Source organism: Bacillus sp. HNG (assembly GCF_003400205.1).
Classification (GTDB): domain Bacteria; phylum Bacillota; class Bacilli; order Bacillales; family Bacillaceae_L; genus Ferdinandcohnia.
This window is the reverse complement of sequence record NZ_QUQV01000015.1, coordinates 1-23,487: the sequence shown is the minus strand read 5'-3', so window position 1 is coordinate 23,487 and position 23,487 is coordinate 1. Positions and strand designations below refer to the sequence as shown.

The 23,487-nt window shown below is 38.9% G+C and carries 31 protein-coding genes; 24 read left to right on the top strand and 7 right to left on the bottom strand.

Annotated elements, in window-relative coordinates; all coding sequences use genetic code 11:
- Window positions 1-91: 91 nt before the first annotated feature.
- From infA to DZB84_RS20105, 18 genes are all read left to right on the top strand, one after another.
- Window positions 92-310: a translation initiation factor IF-1 gene (gene infA, locus DZB84_RS20190; protein WP_010285101.1), complete on the top strand. Its 219-nt coding sequence runs from the start codon at window positions 92-94 to the stop codon at window positions 308-310.
- Window positions 311-342: 32 nt separating this feature from the next.
- On the top strand, window positions 343-456 hold the full coding sequence (rpmJ, locus tag DZB84_RS20185) for a 50S ribosomal protein L36 (RefSeq protein WP_003156543.1): 114 nt from the start codon (window positions 343-345) through the stop codon (window positions 454-456).
- A 23-nt stretch (window positions 457-479) separates the two neighbouring features.
- Entirely contained in the window at window positions 480-845 is a 366-nt protein-coding gene (gene rpsM / locus DZB84_RS20180) for a 30S ribosomal protein S13 (RefSeq protein ID WP_010285107.1), read from the top strand.
- Between the two features lie 19 nt (window positions 846-864).
- Window positions 865-1,254: a 30S ribosomal protein S11 gene (rpsK, locus tag DZB84_RS20175; RefSeq protein ID WP_099352759.1), complete on the top strand. Its 390-nt coding sequence runs from the start codon at window positions 865-867 to the stop codon at window positions 1,252-1,254.
- Window positions 1,255-1,544: 290 nt separating this feature from the next.
- Entirely contained in the window at window positions 1,545-2,489 is a 945-nt protein-coding gene (locus tag DZB84_RS20170; protein WP_116354124.1) for a DNA-directed RNA polymerase subunit alpha, read from the top strand.
- Between the two features lie 114 nt (window positions 2,490-2,603).
- Window positions 2,604-2,966, top strand: a complete 363-nt coding sequence (gene rplQ, locus DZB84_RS20165) for a 50S ribosomal protein L17 (protein ID WP_116354123.1) — start codon at window positions 2,604-2,606, stop codon at window positions 2,964-2,966.
- Window positions 2,967-3,278: 312 nt separating this feature from the next.
- On the top strand, window positions 3,279-4,118 hold the full coding sequence (locus DZB84_RS20160) for an energy-coupling factor ABC transporter ATP-binding protein (protein WP_116354122.1): 840 nt from the start codon (window positions 3,279-3,281) through the stop codon (window positions 4,116-4,118).
- Window positions 4,094-4,969, top strand: a complete 876-nt coding sequence (locus DZB84_RS20155) for an energy-coupling factor ABC transporter ATP-binding protein (protein WP_116354121.1) — start codon at window positions 4,094-4,096, stop codon at window positions 4,967-4,969. Before DZB84_RS20160 ends, DZB84_RS20155 begins: the two co-directional genes overlap by 25 nt.
- Window positions 4,966-5,757: an energy-coupling factor transporter transmembrane component T family protein gene (locus DZB84_RS20150; RefSeq protein WP_116354120.1), complete on the top strand. Its 792-nt coding sequence runs from the start codon at window positions 4,966-4,968 to the stop codon at window positions 5,755-5,757. The genes DZB84_RS20155 and DZB84_RS20150 overlap by 4 nt, the downstream gene beginning before the upstream one ends.
- An 11-nt stretch (window positions 5,758-5,768) precedes the next feature.
- A complete protein-coding gene (gene truA / locus DZB84_RS20145) occupies window positions 5,769-6,521 on the top strand; it encodes a tRNA pseudouridine(38-40) synthase TruA (protein WP_116354119.1) in 753 nt (250 codons plus the stop codon).
- 172 nt (window positions 6,522-6,693) lie between these two features.
- Entirely contained in the window at window positions 6,694-7,131 is a 438-nt protein-coding gene (gene rplM, locus DZB84_RS20140) for a 50S ribosomal protein L13 (RefSeq protein ID WP_116354118.1), read from the top strand.
- 20 nt (window positions 7,132-7,151) lie between these two features.
- Complete coding sequence (gene rpsI / locus DZB84_RS20135) at window positions 7,152-7,544, top strand: 30S ribosomal protein S9 (RefSeq protein ID WP_116354117.1); 393 nt, start codon at window positions 7,152-7,154, stop codon at window positions 7,542-7,544.
- 412 nt (window positions 7,545-7,956) lie between these two features.
- Window positions 7,957-8,769, top strand: coding sequence for a squalene/phytoene synthase family protein (locus tag DZB84_RS20130; RefSeq protein WP_116354116.1), 813 nt, complete (start codon window positions 7,957-7,959; stop codon window positions 8,767-8,769).
- Between the two features lie 76 nt (window positions 8,770-8,845).
- Window positions 8,846-9,877, top strand: coding sequence for a type 2 isopentenyl-diphosphate Delta-isomerase (fni, locus tag DZB84_RS20125; RefSeq protein WP_116354115.1), 1,032 nt, complete (start codon window positions 8,846-8,848; stop codon window positions 9,875-9,877).
- Between the two features lie 198 nt (window positions 9,878-10,075).
- On the top strand, window positions 10,076-10,861 hold the full coding sequence (locus tag DZB84_RS20120; protein WP_116354114.1) for an ABC transporter permease subunit: 786 nt from the start codon (window positions 10,076-10,078) through the stop codon (window positions 10,859-10,861).
- A 20-nt stretch (window positions 10,862-10,881) separates the two neighbouring features.
- On the top strand, window positions 10,882-11,577 hold the full coding sequence (locus tag DZB84_RS20115; RefSeq protein WP_116354113.1) for an ABC transporter ATP-binding protein: 696 nt from the start codon (window positions 10,882-10,884) through the stop codon (window positions 11,575-11,577).
- A 4-nt stretch (window positions 11,578-11,581) separates the two neighbouring features.
- Window positions 11,582-12,595 carry an aliphatic sulfonate ABC transporter substrate-binding protein gene (locus tag DZB84_RS20110; protein ID WP_116354112.1) on the top strand — a complete coding sequence of 338 codons (1,014 nt, stop codon included), beginning with the start codon at window positions 11,582-11,584 and terminating at the stop codon, window positions 12,593-12,595.
- A gap of 13 nt (window positions 12,596-12,608) precedes the next feature.
- Window positions 12,609-13,124 (top strand): thioredoxin domain-containing protein, encoded by a 516-nt coding sequence (locus DZB84_RS20105; protein ID WP_116354111.1) that lies wholly within the window; start codon window positions 12,609-12,611, stop codon window positions 13,122-13,124.
- A gap of 93 nt (window positions 13,125-13,217) precedes the next feature.
- Here DZB84_RS20105 and DZB84_RS20100 read toward each other — a convergent pair whose 3' ends face one another.
- The 5 genes from DZB84_RS20100 to DZB84_RS20080 are packed head-to-tail and all read right to left on the bottom strand — an operon-like array spanning window position 13,218 to window position 17,148.
- Entirely contained in the window at window positions 13,218-13,853 is a 636-nt protein-coding gene (locus DZB84_RS20100) for a response regulator (RefSeq protein ID WP_116354110.1), read from the bottom strand.
- A gap of 12 nt (window positions 13,854-13,865) precedes the next feature.
- Window positions 13,866-14,984: a GAF domain-containing sensor histidine kinase gene (locus DZB84_RS20095; protein WP_116354109.1), complete on the bottom strand. Its 1,119-nt coding sequence runs from the start codon at window positions 14,982-14,984 to the stop codon at window positions 13,866-13,868.
- A 44-nt stretch (window positions 14,985-15,028) separates the two neighbouring features.
- A complete protein-coding gene (locus tag DZB84_RS20090) occupies window positions 15,029-15,382 on the bottom strand; it encodes a VOC family protein (protein ID WP_116354108.1) in 354 nt (117 codons plus the stop codon).
- 15 nt (window positions 15,383-15,397) lie between these two features.
- The gene (locus tag DZB84_RS20085; RefSeq protein ID WP_116354107.1) at window positions 15,398-16,426 is read right to left on the bottom strand and encodes an S-adenosylmethionine:tRNA ribosyltransferase-isomerase; all 1,029 of its coding nucleotides are present in this window, start codon (window positions 16,424-16,426) and stop codon (window positions 15,398-15,400) included.
- Between the two features lie 2 nt (window positions 16,427-16,428).
- Entirely contained in the window at window positions 16,429-17,148 is a 720-nt protein-coding gene (locus DZB84_RS20080) for an SDR family NAD(P)-dependent oxidoreductase (RefSeq protein ID WP_116354106.1), read from the bottom strand.
- A gap of 239 nt (window positions 17,149-17,387) precedes the next feature.
- Between DZB84_RS20080 and DZB84_RS20075 the strand changes: the two genes are divergently transcribed.
- The 4 genes from DZB84_RS20075 (at window position 17,388) to DZB84_RS20060 (ending at window position 20,594) form a co-directional block, all read left to right on the top strand.
- Window positions 17,388-17,618, top strand: coding sequence for a hypothetical protein (locus tag DZB84_RS20075; protein ID WP_116354105.1), 231 nt, complete (start codon window positions 17,388-17,390; stop codon window positions 17,616-17,618).
- A 582-nt stretch (window positions 17,619-18,200) separates the two neighbouring features.
- Window positions 18,201-18,644 carry a YbaK family protein gene (locus DZB84_RS20070; RefSeq protein WP_116354104.1) on the top strand — a complete coding sequence of 148 codons (444 nt, stop codon included), beginning with the start codon at window positions 18,201-18,203 and terminating at the stop codon, window positions 18,642-18,644.
- 66 nt (window positions 18,645-18,710) lie between these two features.
- The gene (cwlD, locus tag DZB84_RS20065; protein WP_116354103.1) at window positions 18,711-19,424 is read left to right on the top strand and encodes an N-acetylmuramoyl-L-alanine amidase CwlD; all 714 of its coding nucleotides are present in this window, start codon (window positions 18,711-18,713) and stop codon (window positions 19,422-19,424) included.
- A 120-nt stretch (window positions 19,425-19,544) separates the two neighbouring features.
- Window positions 19,545-20,594 carry an Mrp/NBP35 family ATP-binding protein gene (locus tag DZB84_RS20060; RefSeq protein ID WP_116354102.1) on the top strand — a complete coding sequence of 350 codons (1,050 nt, stop codon included), beginning with the start codon at window positions 19,545-19,547 and terminating at the stop codon, window positions 20,592-20,594.
- 49 nt (window positions 20,595-20,643) lie between these two features.
- Here the strand turns inward: DZB84_RS20060 and gerD are convergent, their stop codons facing one another.
- Window positions 20,644-21,240, bottom strand: coding sequence for a spore germination lipoprotein GerD (gene gerD / locus DZB84_RS20055; RefSeq protein WP_116354101.1), 597 nt, complete (start codon window positions 21,238-21,240; stop codon window positions 20,644-20,646).
- Between the two features lie 149 nt (window positions 21,241-21,389).
- On the opposite strand from gerD, the gene DZB84_RS20050 reads away from it, so the two are divergent.
- Entirely contained in the window at window positions 21,390-21,986 is a 597-nt protein-coding gene (locus tag DZB84_RS20050) for a KinB-signaling pathway activation protein (RefSeq protein WP_116354100.1), read from the top strand.
- Between the two features lie 33 nt (window positions 21,987-22,019).
- On the opposite strand, the gene pdaB is transcribed toward DZB84_RS20050, so the two are convergent.
- Window positions 22,020-22,784 carry a polysaccharide deacetylase family sporulation protein PdaB gene (pdaB, locus tag DZB84_RS20045; RefSeq protein WP_116354099.1) on the bottom strand — a complete coding sequence of 255 codons (765 nt, stop codon included), beginning with the start codon at window positions 22,782-22,784 and terminating at the stop codon, window positions 22,020-22,022.
- A gap of 144 nt (window positions 22,785-22,928) precedes the next feature.
- On the opposite strand from pdaB, the gene DZB84_RS20040 reads away from it, so the two are divergent.
- Window positions 22,929-23,159, top strand: a complete 231-nt coding sequence (locus DZB84_RS20040; protein ID WP_116354098.1) for a hypothetical protein — start codon at window positions 22,929-22,931, stop codon at window positions 23,157-23,159.
- Window positions 23,160-23,487: the final 328 nt, after the last annotated feature.

The window sequence follows — 23,487 nt, the reverse complement described above, 5'->3', positions numbered from 1 at the left end:
ACTGGTCGATGGCAAACGTAAAGGATTATGAGTGTGTGTCGATGTTTGTCAATGAGCAAGTTACTGATTTGAAGAAGGGAGAACTATTCCAATGGCGAAAGACGATGTAATTGAAGTTGAAGGTACTGTTGCAGAGACATTACCTAATGCAATGTTTAAAGTTGAATTAGAGAATGGTCATACTGTTTTGGCCCATGTTTCTGGTAAAATTCGCATGCACTTTATTCGTATTTTACCTGGAGACAAGGTTACGGTTGAATTATCACCATATGACTTGACTCGCGGTAGGATTACGTACCGTTTTAAATAAATGCGCTCCGAACTATCAAGGAGGTTTGAAAAATGAAAGTGAGACCATCAGTTAAACCTATCTGCGAAAAGTGCAAGGTTATTCGTAGAAAAGGTAAAGTAATGGTAATTTGTGAAAACCCAAAACATAAACAAAAACAAGGCTAATAAATAAGGAGGTGTACGTCTATATGGCACGTATTGCTGGTGTTGATATTCCACGTGAAAAACGTGTAGTAATATCTTTAACATATATTTTCGGAATTGGACGTCCAACTGCACAAAAAATTCTAGCAGAAGCTGGTGTTTCTGAAGATACACGAGTTCGTGATCTAACTGAAGACGAATTAAACAAAATTCGTGATATCGTTGACCGTTATAAAGTAGAAGGTGACCTTCGTCGTGAAGTTTCACTTAACATCAAACGTTTAATCGAAATCGGTTCTTACCGTGGTCTGCGTCATCGTCGTGGATTACCTGTAAGAGGCCAAAACACTAAAAATAACGCTCGTACACGTAAAGGACCTCGTCGTACTGTAGCAAACAAGAAGAAATAGTAAGGGAGGTAATGGATAAATGGCACGTAAAACGAATACTCGTAAACGTCGTGTAAAAAAGAATATTGAATCTGGTGTTGCACACATCCGTTCAACATTCAACAATACGATCGTAACAATTACAGATGCACACGGAAATGCAATCTCTTGGTCAAGTGCTGGTGCACTTGGTTTCAAAGGTTCACGTAAATCTACTCCATTCGCTGCACAAATGGCTGCTGAAACAGCTGCTAAAGCTTCAATGGAGCATGGTATGAGAACTCTTGAAGTAACTGTAAAAGGCCCTGGCGCAGGACGTGAAGCTGCAATTCGTGCTCTTCAAGCTGCTGGTCTTGAAGTTACAGCTATTAAAGATGTTACTCCAGTACCACATAACGGTTGTCGCCCACCAAAACGTCGTCGTGTGTAACATTCATACAAATACGACAGGACGTATTTCATCTTTTTCTGTATAAGATTTATGATCCATGGCTATAATGGATTAATGGGTTTTGATAAACTTTTTTATTCTTATAAGTGTAACAACGGCGTGAGTGAGATAAATTTTTACGAATCGCCATGTTTTGTTTATAAGTTCTTTACAGAATGAATTGAGTTGTTGTTGTGCACAGATAGGGAACTTAACTATTGGGAATTTCGGTTAGACGTCAATGATCATGGTCTAGCCGAGGTTTCGACGTTTTGAAGGAGGGTTTATAAATGATCGAAATTGAAAAACCAAAAATCGAAACGGTTGAAATCAGCGAAGATGCCAAATACGGTAAATTCGTCGTCGAGCCACTTGAGCGTGGATATGGAACTACTTTGGGTAACTCCTTACGTCGTATCCTATTATCTTCTCTTCCTGGTGCCGCTGTAACGTCTATCCAAATAGATGGGGTACTGCATGAGTTCTCAACAATTGAAGGCGTCGTCGAAGATGTAACATCTATTATCTTAAATGTGAAGAAATTAGCTCTTAAAATCTACTCTGATGAAGAGAAGACACTTGAGATAGATGTTCAAGGTGAAGGTCCGGTAAAAGCTTCTGACATCACACATGACAGTGATGTTGAAATCTTAAACCCAGATCTACACATTGCAACACTTGCTAAGGACGCACATTTTCGTGTGAGATTTACTGCGAAGCGTGGGCGAGGATATACTCCAGCTGATGCAAACAAGCGTGAAGATCGACCAATTGGTGTAATTCCGATTGATTCAATCTATACTCCGGTTGAACGTGTTAATTACCAAGTGGAAAAGACACGTGTTGGACAGGTCGCGAACTTTGACAAACTGACTTTTGATGTTTGGACAGACGGCAGTACTGGTCCGAAAGAAGCGATTGCACTAGGTGCGAAAATCCTAACAGAACATTTAAATATTTTTGTAGGATTAACAGATGAAGCTCAAAATGCAGAAATTATGGTTGAAAAAGAAGAGGATCAAAAAGAGAAAGTCCTCGAGATGACAATTGAAGAATTGGATCTCTCAGTTCGTTCATATAACTGTTTAAAGAGAGCAGGAATCAATACGGTTCAAGAGCTTGCTCATAAAACTGAAGAAGATATGATGAAGGTACGTAACCTTGGTCGTAAATCTTTAGAAGAAGTTAAGGCTAAACTAGAAGAGCTTGGTTTAGGCTTACGTAAAGATGACTGACTTGTTTTGAATTAAAGGCAACTTTTCTCATTGCGTACGGTCATACTTGTTACAAGAGCCTAGTTATCTAATGCTTTGTCTTTCATAATAATTCAACAAAGGAGGGAATACCTCATGTCATACCAAAAATTAGGACGTACAAGCGCGCAACGTAAGGCGTTATTACGTGACCTTACTACTGACTTAATCATCAACGAGCGTATCGAAACTACTGAGGCTCGTGCGAAGGAATTAAAATCAGTTGTAGAAAAAATGATTACATTAGGTAAGCGTGGTGACCTACACGCTCGTCGTCAAGCTGCATCTTACATCCGTAACGAAGTAGCAAACGAAGAGTCTGGTCAAGATGCGCTTCAAAAATTATTCAGTGACATCGCAACTCGTTATGAAGAGCGCCAAGGTGGATACACTCGTATCATGAAACTTGGACCTCGTCGTGGTGACGGTGCACCAATGGTTATCATTGAATTAGTTTAATTTTTACTTTTGATAGGGCGGGACAGTTTTATAAACTGGTCTAAGCCCTTTTTATTTTATGTTTATTATTTTTCGAAAAAGATAGAATTATCTACAAATAGCATTTTGCTCTCCTTATTGAATACACACAATATAAACAAACTTCTCCTGAAATATTGGAATAACACGTTCTTATTCCCTTGACAGAAAAGGAAGAAACGAATAATTTGGAAGGTAGTAAGTTGAGACGAGAAAAGATTTTATTTCTATGGAAATAATGTTATTCAGTACTGGTAAAATGCCGAGCGCATTTGATTTTAGTGAGGGATGAGAATGAGTGAAAACCTTTTAGTTGTTGATCAGATAAGCTATAAATATGCAGAGAGCACAAGACTCGCTTTGGAAAATCTATCATTCTCTGTTCGAAAAGGAGAATGGCTTGCGATTGTTGGTCATAATGGCTCAGGGAAATCTACATTAGCTCGAATCCTAAACGGTTTGTTGTTACCACAAACAGGAACTGTAACGATTGAAGGGGTACAGCTAAATGATGAGTCTATTTGGGACATACGAAGAAAAATCGGCATGGTGTTTCAGAATCCTGATAACCAATTCGTTGGAACCACTGTAAAAGATGATATTGCCTTTGGTATGGAAAACAACGGGATTCCACGCGAAACGATGGTGTCTCGAATAGAAAGAGTGATTGACCTAGTTAAAATGCGAGAGTTTCTTGAGCATGAGCCACATCAGCTCTCAGGTGGTCAAAAGCAAAGGGTAGCAATTGCAGGTGTTCTTGCCGTTCAGCCTGATTTAATCATCTTGGATGAAGCCACTTCGATGTTAGACCCTATCGGACGTACAGAGGTGTTAGAAACGATCAGGGAAATCAAAAGTGAAAGTCAAATCACGGTTATGTCAATTACCCATGATCTTGAGGAAGCTGCAAGGGCCGATCGAATAATTGTCATGAACCAGGGGCAGTTATTTGCAGAAGGGAAGCCTGAGGAAATTTTTGCTTTAGATGATAAACTTGTAGAAATAGGGCTAGATTTACCTTTTTCTGTAAAAGTATCTAAAAAACTACGAGCGATTGGTGTTCCTCTTTCTAAGAATCATATAACAGAAGAAAGTTTGGTGAATGAGTTATGGACATTACAATCGAAAAATTAGAGCATCGCTACCAGATTCGTTCACCTTTTGAAAGACTAGCATTATATGATGTGAATGCAGAAATAAAATCCGGTTCATACACCGCGATTATTGGTCATACAGGTTCTGGCAAGTCGACTATTTTGCAGCATTTAAATGGTCTCCTACAACCAACTTCTGGCTCAATTACGATTGGTTACCGTACAATCACCTCAAAGCAAAAAGAAAAAAATCTTAAGCCACTTCGAAAGAATGTTGGGGTAGTCTTTCAATTTCCTGAACACCAGTTGTTTGAAGAAACAGTTGAGAAAGACATTTGTTTTGGCCCCTTAAACTTTGGTGTGCCATTAGAGGAAGCAAAGGAAAGAGCAAAACAGACAATTAAGATGGTAGGTCTTTCAGAGGAATATTTAACAAAATCTCCGTTTGATCTAAGTGGTGGGCAAATGAGACGAGTTGCGATTGCTGGAATCCTAGCTATGAATCCACAGGTGCTAGTTTTGGACGAGCCAACTGCAGGACTCGATCCACGAGGACGTTTTGAAATTATGGAGATGTTTTATAAACTCCATAAAGAAAGAGGTCTAACTACAGTTCTTGTAACCCATAGTATGGAGGATGCTTCCCGTTATGCCGATCAGATTCTGGTGATGGAAAAGGGAACCATTAAATTTCAAGGAAGTCCTGTTGAGATTTTCTCAAACCCTGAGCAGGTTCTGCATCTCGGATTAGACGTTCCTGAAGCAGTAAGACTCAAAGGGTTGCTTGAAGATAAATTAGGAATCACTATCCCTCGTACGGCTAGTTTATCAGTAGATGAAATTGTCCGTTATGTCGGCGCAGCTATTAAAGGGGAGGGGAACCGTCAATGAATATCATTATAGGTCGCTATATACCAGGAAACTCCCCCCTTCATAGAATGGACCCAAGGGCAAAGCTATTATTAATTTTCTTTTATGTGTTTATTGTTTTTATCGCAAATTCAGTTCTTACCTACGCATTATTAGGCATCTACACATTAACGATTGTTTTATTAACAAAGGTTCCCTTACGCTACATTTTGTCAGGATTAAAACCAATCTTGTGGGTCATCCTTTTTACATTCTTTCTTCATATCTTTTTAACAAAAGAAGGAGACCTCTTATTTGATTTTGGGTGGCTTAAAGTGTATGAGGGTGGAGTGAAACAGGGGATTTTTATCTCATTACGGTTATTATATTTAATTATGATGACCACCATATTAACATTAACAAGTACGCCAATTGAGATTACGGATGGCATGGAAAGTTTATTAGCACCCTTTAAAAAAATCGGTCTACCTACACATGAACTTGCACTAATGATGTCGATTTCACTTCGATTTATTCCGACATTAATGCAAGAAACAGAGAAGATAATGAAGGCGCAGGCTGCAAGGGGAGTCGAATTTACGAGTGGTCCAATTAAGGATCGCATGAAGGCGGTTGTTCCTTTATTAATTCCTTTGTTTATCAGTTCCTTTAAACGAGCAGAGGAACTCGCAATCGCGATGGAAGCAAGAGGCTATCGCGGTGGGGAAGGAAGAACCAAGCTGCGTCTATTACAGTGGCGTGGTCTTGATACACTTATGCTTGTGTTGCTATTTGTAACAGCAGTCGTATTATTTTTATTACGTGGATAAAGAGGGAAAAGATGAATCGGTACAAGTGCATCATATCGTATGATGGAACCCAGTTTTCAGGATACCAGGTACAACCGAATAAACGAACCGTTCAATCGGATTTTGAACATGCGTTACAAAAAATGCATAAAGGGGCACAGATGAAAATTGTCGCATCCGGTCGAACGGATGCAACTGTTCATGCTTTTGGACAGGTTGTTCATTTTGATTCACCATTATCGATTCCTGTAGAAGGGTGGAAAAAAGCTTTGAATTCAATGCTCCCCGATGACATTCGTGTACGTTCGGTGGAAATTGTCGAGCCTGATTTTCATGCGCGATTTGATGTGAAAGCGAAAGAATACCGCTATCGATTATGGATCAGTGAAGAGCCTTGCGTTTTTAAACGGCAATATACTTATCATTATCCCTATCCACTTAATCTTGATGCGATGAAAGAAGCTGCCGCACTTCTTGTAGGAACACATGATTTTACGAGTTTTTGTGCATCAAAGACAGAAGTACAAGATAAGGTTCGTACCATTTACCAAATTAAATTGGAAAAACATGACAACGAACTCATTTTTTCGTTCATTGGAAATGGCTTTTTGTATAATATGGTAAGAATTATTGTAGGTACTTTACTAGAGGTTGGAAGTGGGCAAAAAGAGGCCAAGATGATGCCGTCTATTTTGACTGGAAAAGACCGGTCACTAGCAGGAAAGACCGCTCCAGGTCACGGATTATACCTATGGCAAGTATTTTATGAGGGATGGCAGGAATAGGAAACAAAAAAAATACCATAACAACTAATCCTGGTGTAACATTTCCTTGACATTACACCCTGAAAGTTATATTATATTTTAGGTATGATATTTAAACCCCACGTTAAAGCCCCGGAACTTTAATCGTGATTAAATACAATATGAAACGTTAGTAAAATTAGGAGGGAAACTCATGCGTACAACATTTATGGCTAATGCTAATAATATAGAGCGCAAATGGTATGTTGTAGATGCTGCAGGCAAAACTTTAGGTCGTTTATCAACTGAAGTTGCAACACTACTTCGTGGAAAACACAAACCAACTTTCACACCACATGTTGACACTGGTGATAATGTGATCATTATCAATGCTGAAAAAATCGAATTAACAGGTAATAAATTAAACGATAAAATTTACTACCGTCATAGCCAATTCCCAGGCGGATTAAAATCAAGAACTGCATTAGAAATGCGCACAAACTATCCAACAAAAATGCTTGAACTTGCGATTAAAGGAATGCTTCCAAAAGGCTCACTTGGTCGTCAAATGTACAAAAAATTGCACGTTTATGCTGGAAGCGAACATCCACATCAAGCACAACAACCTGAAGTTTACGAACTTCGCGGTTAATTATTAAGGAGGGTATTAATTTGGCACAGGTACAATATTATGGCACTGGTCGTCGTAAAAGCTCTGTTGCACGTGTACGTTTAGTTCCTGGCGACGGACGCATTGTAATCAACGGTCGTGACATTGCAGAGTATATTCCATTCGAAGCTTTAAGAGAAGTTGTTAAACAACCTCTAGCTGCTACTGAAACTGTAGGACGTTATGACGTTCTTGTTAACGTAAATGGTGGTGGTTACACAGGTCAAGCAGGCGCAATCCGCCACGGTATCGCTCGTGCGTTACTACAAGCTGATCCTGAATTCCGTCCAACTTTAAAATCAGCTGGACTATTAACTCGTGACGCTCGTATGAAAGAACGTAAAAAATACGGTCTTAAAGGCGCTCGTCGTGCACCTCAGTTCTCAAAGCGTTAATTTGGGATTATCAAAGACTCTCAACCTTTTGGTTGGGGGTCTTTTTTGTAATTGTAAGAGATAGTGGGCAATGGTAAATAGGAGCTTGCATGGAAGGTTCAATATCATTGAGTTCGGTGTTCATTGGAGAGCAGCCCTTTTTTAGTTAGATGTAGTCCCGATCAACATATCATTTGGAAGTTCTTTCATTCGCGCAATGGGTCTAATGTTAGGTATAATGGATGTTAAAAGAGAAATCCTGTAACATAATAAGGTTTATTTGAAACTGTTTTATCTGAATGTTTTTGAAACATAACAAGAAGCGGAAGTTTATCTGATATCTAAGGTATATCCGATTTTTTGTTTGTTCTATCATGTCTTAATGAGTTACGATGTTAAGTATGGATGGTTTTGATATGGGAGGTAAGGGACAATGAGTGGGTTTCCTAAAGATGCAATGCGGATGCTAAAAGAAACGAGTCGTACATTTTATATTCCGATTACTTTTTTGCAGAAGGAATTAAAGTATTCAGTTGCGTCTGCTTATTTAGTATTTCGAGCAATTGATGAAATAGAAGATCATGAAGAAATAGACAATGATGCAAAATATACAATCTTAATGCAAGTTGGCGATTTATTTAAACGGCCATTTAATAATGAGGAATATTTAAGAATACTAGGACCGACTAAAGAACAACTACCCGAAGTGTCACTTCGTTTAGAGGAATGGCTACAAGCCTGTCCAAAGGATGCCCTGCCAATCGTCACGAACGCTGCATATGAAATGGCATGTGGTATGGCAAAATGGGCGAAGGCTAATTGGAATATCCGGACACGTGAAGATTTGGATGACTATACATATTACGTTGCAGGACTTGTGGGGGTTATGCTTTCGGATCTGTGGGAACTCTATGGTGAAGAAAAAACAGATCGAGATCTTGCTATCGGTTATGGACGCGGGCTTCAAGCCGTAAATATATTACGTAACCAGAAGGAAGATTTGGATGAACGTGGAGTAAGCTTTGTTCCTGAGGGCTGGAATCGGGCGGAACTATTTAAATATGCAGAAGAAAATCTTGCTAAGGCAGATCAATATATGAAATCTCTTAATAAGAGAAGCATTATATTATTCTGTCGTCTACCTCTTGCATTAGCTCATAAAACGTTAAAAGCGTTGAAAGAGGGCCGAGAAAAAATGTCGCGTGCAGAGGTAGAACAAACGGTGGAAGAAGTGCAAACTAACTAATTCTTGTACATACAGGGGTTCAAAATGCAGGTTCTGCCGTCCTTTACGAATTTTGATAAAAGGGCAGGTGTTGGTAATGTCCAACTCAATCGAGCAAAGAAAGTCGCAACATATTAAAATAACCTTGAATGAAAAGGTTACGGGGGAATCAATTACGACTGGATTAGAGACACTTACGTTCGTCCATAATGCACTTCCCGAAATTGATTTTGACGAGATTTCCACAAAAACAGAATTCCTAGGATTTGAATGCAAAACACCGTTTCTTATTAGTTCCATGACGGGTGGGACAGCCCTTGCTGAAACAATCAATCGAAATTTGGCTGAAGCTGCTGAAGAAAGAGGATGGGCGCTTGCCCTCGGCTCCACTCGTGCACTGCTTGACAGCGAAGGGCATGCCTCCTCCTTTCTAATGAGGAAGTATGCACCGAGTATCCCGATCATTGCTAACTTAGGTGCTGTGCAGTTCAATTACGGATTTGGCGTTGAGGAATGTAGAAAGATTATTGAAATGACTGAAGCAGATATGCTCGTTCTCCACTTGAACAGTATTCAGGAAGTGATTCAGGAAAATGGAGATACGAATTTTAAAGGGTTATTAAAGAAGATAGAACACCTTTGCAGTTCGTTGGAGGTTCCAGTTGGAGTCAAGGAAGTTGGATGGGGAATTGATGGTGAGACGGCGAATAAATTAATCAATGCAGGAGTTGCATTTATTGATGTGGCTGGTGCAGGAGGGACTTCCTGGAGTCAGGTGGAAAAGTTCCGTGCTAAAGACAGGATAAAGCAGGTGGCTGCAGAGGCATTCAGTGAATGGGGGATTCCGACGTCAGAATCGATTAGGTTGGTACGCGAAAGAGGCGGAGGCTGTCCGTTGATTGCCAGTGGAGGAATCATGAACGGACTGGACGCAGCCAAGGCAATTGCGTTAGGCGCTGACCTAGTTGGATTTGGACGATCCATCCTAAAAGAAGCAACACAAAGTGCGGAAGATGTTCTTGAAGTGATGGATATCCGAGAAATGGAACTTCGTATGACGCTGTTCGGAATTGGAGCATTGACCATCCAGGAGCTGAAGAACACTCCACGCTTAAAGGAACTACGATAATAACGATGAAACTTAATATATGCGATTATCGAGAGACTCTTAACCGATTGGTTGGGGGTCTTTTTTTATGCGAGAACACTTTATTTTTAATACAATTAATTTTTAAAAAACAGTAATGCTTTAATGTTTACAAAACCGATAGGAATAATTATAATTTAAATCGTTGTATTACATCCATTTAGAGAAGTAGGTGAGAAAGTGAAGAAAAACATCAGATGGTATGACAATCAATTTGTCCCTTGGGTATTGCCAATTGTCCTTGTTGTAATTTGGCAGATATTTGGTCAATACAAGATTATTGCCTCATCGATATTGCCTACCCCATTGGAGGTTATACAAGCAGCGATTCGGTTATTTAAAACTGGGGAATTACAAGAACATGTTTTAATTAGTACACAACGTGCGCTAATTGGTTTTTTAATTGGTGGAATTGTTGGTTTTGTTTTTGGTCTTTTAAACGGCACGATTCTCTTTTTTGAAAAAACAGTTGATACCACCATCCAAATGGTACGGACAATCCCTCATTTGGCGTTAATTCCGCTTGTTATTTTATGGTTTGGCATTGATGAAAGTGCAAAAATCTTTCTAGTAGCACTTGGGGTGATGTTCCCGATTTACATAAATACATTTAATGGTATTAAAAATGTCGATCATAAGTTAATTGAGATGGGGTCTGTTTATGGATTATCAAGATGGAAGCTATTTACGAACATCATCTTACCAGGATCCTTACCATCCATTTTGGTTGGAATTCGCTATGCGCTAGGAGTTACTTGGATATCGCTAATTGTCGCTGAAACAATTGGGGCTAATTCTGGAATTGGCTTTTTGGCAACGACTGCTCGTGAATTTATGCAAATGGATATCGTTGTCTTAACGATTGTGCTTTATGCAATTTTAGGTAAGTTATCCGATTTTATTGCGAAGGTTTTTGAAAATCGTTTATTAAAATGGAATCCATCCTATAACAGAAAAAATAATTGAAATTAGATGGGGGTGGTACGATGTTTAATATTGAGCTAAAGAATGTCGCGAAAAGTTACGGTGAAAATGAAGTCTTACGAGATATTAATCTATCTATTGAACAAGGAAGCTTCACTGCCATCGTGGGACGAAGCGGCTGTGGAAAAAGTACACTGCTACGAATAATCGCAAAGTTAGAAGAGATTTCGAGAGGAGAATTATCGTTCTCAGGGGAGGAAGATAAGGAACCTAAAATCCGTGTCATGTTTCAAGACGATCGGCTAATTCCGTGGAAAAGCATTCTCAATAATATTAATCTCGGTGCGGTGAATAAAGAGGTCGCAACAGAATCACTTGAGAAGGTTGGATTGATTGAAAAGAAAAATGATTGGCCCGACCAATTATCAGGTGGACAAAAACAACGTATTGCTCTAGCACGTGCATTGGCAAGCAATCCTGATATTTTACTATTTGATGAGCCACTTGGTGCACTTGATGCACTTACACGTATTGAAATGCAAAATTTAATTGAGGGGCTTTGGCAACAGCAGAAATTCACATCTCTTCTAGTCACTCATGATGTGACGGAAGCTGTCCGTTTAGCAGATCGTGTTATTGTCATCGACAAAGGGGTCATCCAATTAGATCAACCAATAGATTTACCAAGACCTCGTGAACGAGATGACAAATTTACATTTTATGAGAAAAAGATATTAGACGAAATTTTAGGGGGGTAACAAAATGAAAAAGTCATTCTTAATTTTAGTATCTGTATTATTTTTATTCATTTTAGCTGCTTGTGGTAATGATTCTAGCGGTGGAACTTCAACTGATGGTGATTCAAAAAATGGTGATAGCGGTGAAAAAGAAGTCATTCGAATTGGCTATCAAAGAGGAAACACATTAAACATTTTAAAAGAACATGGTAATTTAGATGAAGCATTAAGCAAAGAAGGGTATACCATTGAGTGGAAGGTATTTCCGACAGGAACAGTATTATTAGAAGCATTGAACACTAATAATATCGATTTTGGGCACGCATCTGATGGTAATGCTGTATTCATGCAAGCGGGTGGTCACCCATTGCATTATATTGCGTCTGAAGCACCATACCCAAAAGGCGTTGCATTAGTTGCAAAGGCTGACTCTGATATTAAAACAGTAGAAGATTTAAAAGGAAAAACAATTGGTGTTACTAAAGGTGGTAATCAACACTACTTATTATTAGTAGCATTAGAAAAAGCGGGTATTTCCTTAGATGAAGTCGAAATTAGATTTTATAAAGATGCTGCTGAAGGTTTATCAGCATTTACAACTGATCAGTTTGATGTATACGGCACATGGGATCCATATTTAGCAATTGTTGAGAATAAAGTAGAAACTCGTACCATTGTGGATGGTTCTGATTTAACTGAGAACCGTACATTCTATTTTGCATCTGAAGAGTTTTTAGCTAAAAAACCAGATGTCATCAAAACGATTTTAGAGGAATTACAGAAATCCAATCAATGGGCAAACGAAAATAAGCAGGAAGTTTCCAAGATTTTATCAGCTGAATTAGGTTTAGAAATTGAGCCAATCCAACAAGCCAATGATCGACGTATATTTGGTGTTGAGAAAATAGATGAAGCGATCATTACTAGTCAACAACAATTAGCAGATACGTTCTATGAAGCAGGTCTACTAGAAACGGAAGTAAGTGTTGAAGAAGCTACAAATGTAGACGAAGCAATGATTCCAGATAACATCGAATAATGGAGGGTTTCAGATGACAAAGGTAGTGGAAAATGCATTTTTAAGTTATGGCAGTACAGAGGCACCTGTAAAGGTTGAAGTCTTTTTAAATCTAGCATGTCCCTATTGTGCAACCTTTTTTGAAATAGCGGATGAAGTTCTAGCTCCTTATATTAAAAATGACCAGGTACAATATGTTATAAAACATTATGACAAACCACGTGAAATGCTGTTATATGGTACGTTAGCTAATTTGTTTTTTGACTACAATGAACCAGAACGCATTTACGAGATTATGAAAGACCTATTTAAAAAACAAAGTGAATGGAGTGAGTCAGATAGTCACTCTATTAAAAAAATGTTAACAGAACAGTATGGGTTAAAAGAGGAACCAGATACAATTGACATCAGTTTAAAAATTACTGCTGAAGCGATTAAACGTCAGGTTAAAATGGTACCAACTGTTTTTGTTAATGAGAAGGAATTCCAATTCCCTGTTGAGCTTGATGCTGCGCAATTAAAGGATGAAGTTGAAAAGGCACTAGCTTAAAGCTAAAAAGCATACTACAAAGACTCTCAACCATTAGTTGAGGGTCTTTTTTCCATGTTAAAAGCGGATGAAGAATTCTCATTACATCCGCTTTTAGTCCACTAATTTATGTTTCACAGCATAAAGAGCGGCTTGTGTTCGATCAGTCAATTCAAGCTTACCCAAAAGATTAGAAACATGCGTCTTAACTGTTTTTTCGGTGATGAATAAGGAAATAGCGATCTCCTTGTTGCTTTTTCCTTTGGCAATTTCCTTTAATACATCTAACTCTCGATTCGTAAGTTCTTCTAGCGCGTTTCTTGCCTGACTTCGATTTAAGCTGGCCAGTAGGTGTGAAGTTGCTTTTGGGTGAAGCTGGTTTTCACCGCCCATTATTTTTTTGATGGATATGACAAGATCATCCGGTTCAATGTCTTTTAATTGGTAGCCGGAAGCACCTGCTTCTAGAGCGGGGATGACATGGTCTTGATCTGAAAAGCTGGTAAGCATCATTATTTTTATTTCAGGTAGTTTCTTTTTGATGATCCTTGTTGCTTCAATGCCGTCCATTTCTGGCATCACCAAATCCATTAAGATGAGATCTGGCTGTAACGATTTTGCTAATTCAATCGCTTCTATTCCATTAGCTGCTTCCCCGACAATTTCTAAGCCTTTTTGGGTTCGGAGAAAAAAGACAAGGCCTCGTCTGACAACATGATGGTCATCAACTACTACTATTTTTATACTCACTATATACGCCCCCTAAAACGGAATGTGAATCTCTATTTCTGTCCCACTTCCAGGTTTACTTTGAAGAAGAAAGGTCCCGTTCAAACTTTCAGTCCGAGTTTTCATGTTTCGTAATCCCAGTGACGGGATTTCGATGTTTTCTTCATAGTGGAATCCGCAGCCCGTATCCTTTATCTTCATTTTCACTTCAGCTTCAGAAGCTTGAAAATGCAAAACGACTTCCGTAGTCTGTGAATGCTTTTTACAATTCGCCAATGCTTCCTGCCCGATGCGCCACAATGCTTCCTCTACTTTTCCGGGAATCGTTGCTGCACCTATCACCTTTGTATCAATCGATAGACCGAGCATTTCAGCGAAGCTTCGTAGGGCACTTACGAGTCCATTTTCTAGACCAGAAGGGCGCAGCTGCCAGATGAGGGCTCTCATTTCACCAAGAGCTTCTTGAGCCATATCTTGTATAAAGGTGAACGTTTGTTTAACTTCGGTGCTATCAGTCATTTCTACGCCGGCTCTAGCAGTAAGGCTTAGGGAAAATAGAAGCTGATTAACCGAATCATGAAGATCCCGTGCCAACCGATTCCGTTCAGCAACAAGTGCAGTTTCTTGCTCGCGTTGAGTCAATTTGATACGTTTTAACGCCGTTCCAATTTGATAGGCCACGGCTTCAAGCAAGGCAAGTTCATTTTTTTCAAAATAAGTTTTATGGGGTGCTCCCACATTTAAGATTCCAAATCGCTCTTGTCCAGCACGGAGCGGGACGGTTGCGTGATGCGTCAAGCCACATGTTTCACCGGCATTGTCCTTAAGGGCATCTTCAATTCTTTTACATTCAATAATATTGGTTGCCTTATTAAGTTGTTGGTTATTGTACTTATTTACACACCAGCAAGTGCCATTGCACATCCGTCGCTTTTGGTCAGTTGCTAATGCAGGGGGAAGTGCTTCGTCAGCAATAAGATGGTGCTTACCGTGCTCATCTATTAAAAATATCCAACCAGTTTGCAGTCCTGTTACCTGGAGTAGTTTATTCAAAACGCATGCTAAAACAGTATGTGTGTCTGTTCCTTCATTTAACAGTTCAGCTATTTCCTTTAAAATGCTGATTTCTTCAAATCTATCTTGGGCAGACATGACTTTCCCTCCACTGTATGATCTGCTTTTATTATAGCCTATTTCTAATTTTCAGACTTTGGATTTTTTGTAGTCTGCAAAAACTCGAGTAATTCTTTACTAGGCCCTTCATAAAAGACTGTCTGCCAACCATTATCAAGTTGATAGGGGCCTTCGACTTTTCGAAGACCCGTAAGCATAGGTAAGATCCTATCAAGATTACTTACTTCAAAACAGATATGAGCACTTAACGTATGACTAGCGATTAACTCTAATCTAAATTCTCCGAGAGTTAAAAAAACCATTTCTTCTCCCATTAACACAAGACGTTTCTCTTCCTCAAATCCTAAATGATTTTTATAAAAATTGACGGAATCCTCAAGATTACTAACCTCAAGTCCGCAATGATGAAGTTTCATCACTGTACCTCCCAATCAAATAATCAGATTCATGTCTCCAAATTCATGCCATAAATATCTAGCGTCAATCGCTTGGTCATAAGCCCGGAGAAGATGCCTTTCAGAAATAAACGCAGACAGCATATCAAGATGGCTCGCCTTTGGTTCATGAAATCCGGTTATAATCCCATCGGCTATTTTCAAAGGAAATTCGCGATGAATGTATAAATTTGTTTCACCTGAAAGGTTACCGAATTTTACTGCGCTCTCAAGAGCTCGAACTACCGTCGTTCCAACAGCAATAACTTTCTTTCCGGCTGCTTTTGTTTCAAGTATCTTTTGCATGGTCTTATCGGAAATGTGATATTCTTCTTCGTTCTCTTCCGGCGTCTGATGCCACTGATCATCAAGCAAGTAACTTAGACCCGTATGGAGTTGAATAAAATCGACCTGTATTCCGCTGCGCATTAAGGTAAAAAGAAGTTCCCAACTGAATGCCCTCCCAGCTGAGGGCATTTCTACTGAACCGGGATGGCTGGCAAAAACCGTTTGGTAATAATCTAATGCCCATGGGTAATCGATATATTCATATCGAACCGGCTCACCAAGTGTATAGATAATATTAAATAGGTCAGATCCTTTTTTAGTAAACTTCAACATTTTTAAAGGTGAGTTCTTTTTAACGCCAATTACTGTTGCTAATAGTTCAGGAGAAAAAATGAATCGATCACCAATCTTTACGTGAGTTTCAACAATAAGCGCCTCCCATATATTATCCTCACGGCGTCTGGCCAGTCTGACCTCTGTATTTGTGGCCAATTGAACCTTGTTTCTATGCCATTCGGCATGTAAAACAGCGGGGATGGTGCGGCTATTATTTAAAATGACTAAATCTCCTGCTTGGAGATAAAGTGGTAAATGGAAGAAACGGTCATGCTTGATGTTACCTGAACTCCGATCAAGCACCATCATTCGGACATGGTCTCTTCTAATCCCACGTTTTTCAGGAGGGTGGGATGCATTCAGTTGATTTGGAAGATGAAAATCTAAGGCTTTTGCAACCATTCTTACACCTCCTCATGAGCTTGAGCTGACAATCGTTTACCATTGATCCCTTTGGCCTGATCAGAAGCAAGGTATAAAAAGATATCGACCACATCCTCAGGTTTTGCTAAAGAATAGTCACAATCTGGAACAGCCAATTGGTGCATTTCTGTATCCATTTCTCCCGGGTCAACCATATTAATCCGAACACCAGTCTCGCTTAATTCGTCCGCCCATGTTTCGGTTAGACCTTCAACTGCAAACTTTGATACGCCATATGCTCCCCAGCCTGCATAACCAATGTGACCAGCCTCTGAAGTAACATTAATAATGGAACCTTGATTACGTTGAAGCATCCCGACAACAACTCTTCTAGTTACTAAAAATGGTGATAATGCATTTACCTTTAAGACCTCCATAAAATCTTCTTCCGGGTAATCGAGTAATAAAGGCATTGGGCTAGGTCCTAACATGGAGGCGTTATTAATCAAAATATCGATCTTTCCACATTTCTCTTCAGTCAGAGCAACAAACCGTTCCACATCTCTCGTCTTAGAAACGTCAGCGGTTACTGCAAGAACCGTTGCCCCTAATTGTTCAGCTTCCCGTTTTACTTTTAATAAATTTTCTTCCGTCCTCGCGCAAATTGAAAGCATAGCTCCTTCTTTGGCAAAAGCGAGTGTCAATGCTTTTCCTAATCCTTTAGATGCCCCAGTAATCATTACAACTTTATTTTTCATCATCGTAATCTCTCCTTACGTTCTTTATGACTTAAGCATACTGGCAACTGGGAGATTCTTCTTCGGGAATAAGCTTGAATTTTATCTACAACTTTTGGATGAGAATCAATAAGAAAGGAGATAAAATTAGAGAAAACCATGGATATCGGACAACCTTCCGCGAAAATTCAAGTTATTTCGAGCAATTCACCCACATATGATGAATGTAGGTATGGTAACAAACCTGAAGGGGTGGGTAGAAAATGAGTCGTATCCAAAAATCAATGCTCGGTGCTTTTATTGGTGCTTCGTCGGCTGGAATGTGGTTAATCGTGGATCTTTTGCTTCCGGAACCGATTGGGGATTATCTATTATTTCTGATCATGGGTGTCGTCCATACGGTCATTGGCTGGCAGATAGCGAGGTTAGCTGGAAAACAAAAAGAAAGTTCATCACCTAAAACATCAGAAAGTCTAAAGACATCGGATATATAGAGAAGTGGGCTCTCAATCGGGGATTGAGGGCCTTTTTCATAAATTTGGTGATGGACAAATCCGTGCAATAAGTTAAGTGAAATCCTCTTCATGGTCTCGATGAAAGGTAAAACCATCCCAAAAATGAAGCGGAGTCTTCTCCATCTCCCCAATCAAGAACTAAACCTACAAATAAAACCCCTTCATGTATGCATAGTTTTATTTGGCAATGGAGGTAGTTTGTGTTCAACGCATGTTTACACAGATGCAGTAGGAAACTATCTGTCAAAGGGGATGTTCAAAAAAGTCCGGTGAAAATGACACATCGAATTTCTTCGATTATTGCTCCGAGAACAGGGTTAATAACTGGGGTATGCGCTTGCGTCTACTAGTTTATTCTGGGATGCCAATTCCTCAGCGCAAGGCTACAAGGATGTTAAATCAAGCAGTTGCCTCGCTCCGGTACTCAAAGCTGCACTGCCTCGAAATTTCGACGCACAGGACGTGCTAGTGTCGACAATGCCACAGGATGTGGCGCTCTTGTCGACGCGGTCCTTTTCATCCTCCTTTTTGAACAATCACTGATAGGGGGTTTCTTATTTTATGAATGTAATTACAACCTTCAAGGAAAAGCGGAAAGAGAAGCAAATCAAGTATGAACGAAAAATGCTACGTGAGCTTTCGCTAGAGGAACTTAAAAAGAGCGTCGTGGATAACTTTGGTAGCTTTTTTAGAATGGGCACCATACTAGGGAGTGCGATTGAAGAAGGATGCATTGATGTTGCGATAGAAGCATATCTATTAGGGGCGAAGTATAGCAAATTCGGGTACTACGGTGAATCTATAGAAGAAGTGAGAATGCGGTGTTATAGATTTGAAAAAAACCTGATTGATGCATTATATGAGTTCATATGCTACTGGGGTCATATTGGCGACCAAGGCTTTGTGAATGAGTCTCTTTACTATTCATGCGAGTACTATGTTACGTATTGGTGGACGGAAGGATTCCAAAAAGGAGAAAAAAGACACCGGCTAAAATTGCATTAGAAATTTTAATCATATATACTCTCCTTGTCCCATATAGTTTAAATAGGGACATGCAGGAGGTAAATGATGAATAAGAAACTAAAAATTACGAGCATCCTTTTAGGAGCTGTTGTTTTATTTATATTTATACAATATCGATTCATGGATAAGGATGTGTGGGACCCGTGGAGTTTACCTCTTTCAGGGAAGTTTATTATTATTGACCCTGGTCATGGTGGACCTGATGGAGGGGCTGAAAGCGGCGACATCCAGGAAAAAGACATTGCCCTTGAAATATCCTATAAACTTCGCGATTACTTGCAGCAGCAAGGTGCCCTTGTACAAATGCTAAGGGAAGAAGATACAGATTTAGCGCAGGACGGAACAAAAGGGCTCAGTCGACGAAAAACAGAAGATTTGAAAAAACGTGTTCAAATCATAAATGAATCAGATGCGGATTTATTTATAAGTATTCACTTAAATGCCATCCCTGCACCAAGGTGGAGAGGGGCGCAAACTTTTTACTTCAGTACCTTTAAGGAAAATGAAGAGGTAGCTAAATTTATTCAAGATGAGCTTCGAAACAATCTCGGAAATACAACACGTCAAGCAAAAGCGATTAATGGTGTGTATTTATTAAAAAGCGCAAAGAAACCGGGCGCCCTTGTAGAAGTAGGATTTCTTTCAAACCCGGAGGAAAAAGCCCTATTAATACAAGATAAATACCAAGACAAGGTCGCAGCCTCCATCTATACCGGAATTAACCGATATTTTTCCAATGAATCAAACCCACCTGAATAAGAGGTGGGTATTTTCGTGTATTTTTTACTATGCTATGACACTCCTCACACTGTAAATTCGGACAGGTATGATATAATGAGAAAGGAGTGAAACCGAATACAGAACTTAGGTGGTGTTTTAATGTTAACTGAGCAACAAGTAAGAGAAGTATTATATCAATTGCAAGATCCATTCTTACATAGAACATTCGAAGAGACGAATGCAATCCAAGAGATTAAAATAAAAGAAGAAAAGAAACATGTGAGTATAAAAATTGCCCTATCTAAAACTGGTACAGGTGAGCAGCTTCAGCTTCAAACCACGATTGTAAATGCATTAAAACAAGCAGGGGCAGAATCTGTAGGTCTTCGTTTTACTGACCTATCACCAGAAGACCTAGCCAAATTTAAGACTGAATCAACAGGGGGATCGGCTCCTTTATTATCTCCGGTAAATCAAACGACCTTTATCGCTGTTGCAAGTGGTAAGGGAGGGGTTGGTAAATCAACCGTTTCCGTAAACTTAGCCGTATCATTAGCAAGACTGGGAAAAAAGGTTGGAATCATTGATGCAGATATCTATGGATTCAGCGTTCCAGACATGATGGGAATTACAAAGCGTCCTGTCGTTCGAGGTGAAAAAATTATACCTGTAGAAAGAAAAGGGGTAAAAGTAATTTCGATGGGCTTCTTTGTAGAAGATAATTCACCAGTTATCTGGCGTGGCCCTATGCTTGGAAAAATGTTGAATAACTTCTTTAATGAAGTTGAGTGGGGAGACCTTGATTACCTGGTGCTTGACTTACCTCCAGGTACAGGTGATGTAGCGTTAGATGTTCATACGATGCTTCCACATTGTAAAGAGATTATTGTCACAACACCACATCCAACTGCTGCTTTTGTAGCAGCCAGAGCGGGTGCAATGGCGCTTCGAACAGAGCATGAAATTCTAGGTGTCATCGAGAATATGTCTTATTTTGAAAGCAAGGTAACAGGTGAGAAGGAATATGTATTTGGTAAAGGTGGTGGGGAGAAGCTTGCTGAAGAGCTTCAAACATCTTTATTAGGTAAAATTCCATTGGGACAGCCTGATTGGAATGACGACGACTTTGCACCATCTGTTTATGACGAAGACCATCCTACAGGAAAAATCTATAATGAAATTGCAAAACGAGTCATTGATGCAATTTAATCAAAAGACCCACCAGAATAATCTGGAGGGTCTTTAATCTATTGATGAATTAGCTATTACCGCTTCCTTGGCCTTCATCCTTTTTTGCTTTTTCTTGTTTTTCCATGTCTTCTGCAGCTTTTATGAGAATATCTTCAATCTTCGCTTTATATAATGGGCTCTCAAGTGTTTCACTGATTACCGTTTGAAGATGCTTTCTGAATTCCTGACTTTTAAGAACATCTGTAAATTGTTGTTCCATTTCAGGGTTTTTTAAGATATCCATCACCATTTTTTGATAATCCGGATCCTTCATTAAGTCTTTAATGAGCTTTTCGTGCTCCGTTTTCATACTTTTTGCGTATTCTTCCACAAACTTCGTATCCTCGAATGTCTTTTTCCAAAATTCAACCCCGTTGTCAGAGGTAAGGGTTTCCTGGATGGCATCTTTTACGACAATTTGATCCATGACGAGGTGCTGCTTCAATTTTTCATCCCGCATGAGCTCCTCGATCGCTTTTTTACCATCATCTGTTTTTAATATATCGACAACCATTTTTTTCGTTTCTTCATAATCCATTCGATTTTGTTCAACATTTGCTGGGGCGCACCCCACAATAACCAATAACAAACTTAAAATGAGGAGGAGCGACATCCTTTTTTTCATTTCTTAAAGCTCCTTTCATAAGGGATCCTTACTTGTTAATATGCTTTTTTTGTAAAAAAATATTCACGTATTACATGGTGAGAAACTGGCATTCATCCCCTCCGTTTTGGTACAATCATATTTGAATATATAGAGTGGGGGATTTTGTCGTGAAAAGTCGAAATTGGGTAAGGTTGTTTCTTTCTACCTTACTAGTAGGTGCGATTAGCACAATCTTTTTTGGATTTGCCGTTAAATGGAGTGAATATAAAGAATTATTTTTAGCAGCTGATGTCTTTGAAATCCTTCTAGTAGTATTTTGGTTTATTGGTGCTGGATTTATTTTTAGTATTATTAGCCAAATGGGCTTCTTTGCTTATCTTACTGTACATCGTTTTGGACTTGGTTTATTCAAAGGGGCATGGGCGCCAGCGCAGATAGTGTTAATTGCTTTTGTTTTCTTTGATTTAATTTATTTCCGTTTTAAGGTATTTGCAACTGAGGGTGAAAGCATTTCTTCATATATATGGATACCAATATTGATATTGGTATTTTCATTAATCATTGCATACTTGAAAAGCAAGCAAACAAATTTCAAGGCATTTATTCCAGCGGTCTTCTTTATGTTTGTTGTGTCTGTGATTGAATGGATGCCTGCAATCCGAGTGAATGATACAAGTTGGTTGTATTTAATGATTTATCCACTTTTAATTTGCAACGCCTATCAACTATTAATACTGCCAAAAATAACAAACCAAAAAAGCTGATCGAATGGATCAGCTTTTTTTAATGGCGATTTCTTATTCAACCACTTCACTTTTTACATCAGCGTTATTAAGCATATCGCTAACCGTTACAAACGAGAGACCTTTGGCCTTAATTCCTTTTAAGACACTAGGAAGAGCTTCAGCTGTTTGTTTGGCAGAATCTGAAGCGTGGAATAAAATGATATCCCCGCCTTTTACCTTATCTAAAACATTGCTCGTAATTTTTGCGACTCCAGGATTGTTCCAATCATTTGAATCTATGCTCCAATGAATAAGGGTATATCCAAGAGAGTCTAATACCTTTACAACTCTTGAATCGAAATTTCCGTCAGGCGTTCGCACGAATGAAACGGTTTTTACCCCCATTTTTTTAAATGCATCCTGAGCCTTGTAAATATCCTTTTTAATCTGGGCATCTTCTAATTCTGTATAGTTTTTATAATCATATCCTTTTACGCCAATTTGATGTCCATCCTTCACTATCCGTTCCACAATCTGTGGGTGACGCTCAGCCCAGGAAGCAGAAAGAAAGAATGTTGCATTTTTGACACCTTCCTTTTTTAAGGTGTCGATAATTGGGAGTGCCTTTGTATCTCCCCAACTAATATTAAAAGTAAGTGCAACCGTCTTTTCGCTTTTTTCTCCTGTATAAATCACACGTGGACCATTTTCTGTTGAAAAAACAGGAGCAATATTGCCTTTCTCTATATAAAAAATACTGGCTGTAAATAAGGAAGCGAAAAGAATAATTAATGTTTGTTTAATCCTTTTGCTACTCAGGATGTAGAAAAAATTCATTTTTATCCTCCTTGTCCAATACATCTTCTGTAAAAATAATATGCTTGTCACCGCATTTGTATGTGTAAAACTCTTGGGGAAATTGATTCATAAAATAACTAATTCTGGTAATAACTAGAATTACAATAAATTTGAGGTGAAACTATGATTGGATTATTAGTTGATCAGAAGGAAGTTAAAGAATTAGAATACCTTCTAAAAAGAGAGATGGACGAAATCCTATTTGATGTGGGCGATGCAAGGATCGACCATATCGTAAAAAGAGCAATGGAAGAAAGATATCAAATCTTATTTCGTTTATTTAAAAGAATTGCTGAACCATCAGAATGCAGCAGGTATATTCGTTCAAAGAAGGTAAATAGTAAAAAGGGATAAATGAAGTGGGGAGGATTATATTACATAGATATGGTCCTCTTTTAATAATGAAAATAGATTATTGACATGCGATTTAGATGATGATATATTAATAAACGTCGTCGATGACGATGATTGATTTTAAAAAAAATTTTAAAAAAATGTTGACTGCAATTTGTCAGCATGTTATATTAAAAAAGTCGCTTCTGAGCGATAAACCAAAAAAAGTTCTTTGAAAACTGAACACAATACAAGCGTCAACGTTAATTCTAAGTAACAAACTTATTGAGCAATCAATACTCTTATTGGAGAGTTTGATCCTGGCTCAGGATGAACGCTGGCGGCGTGC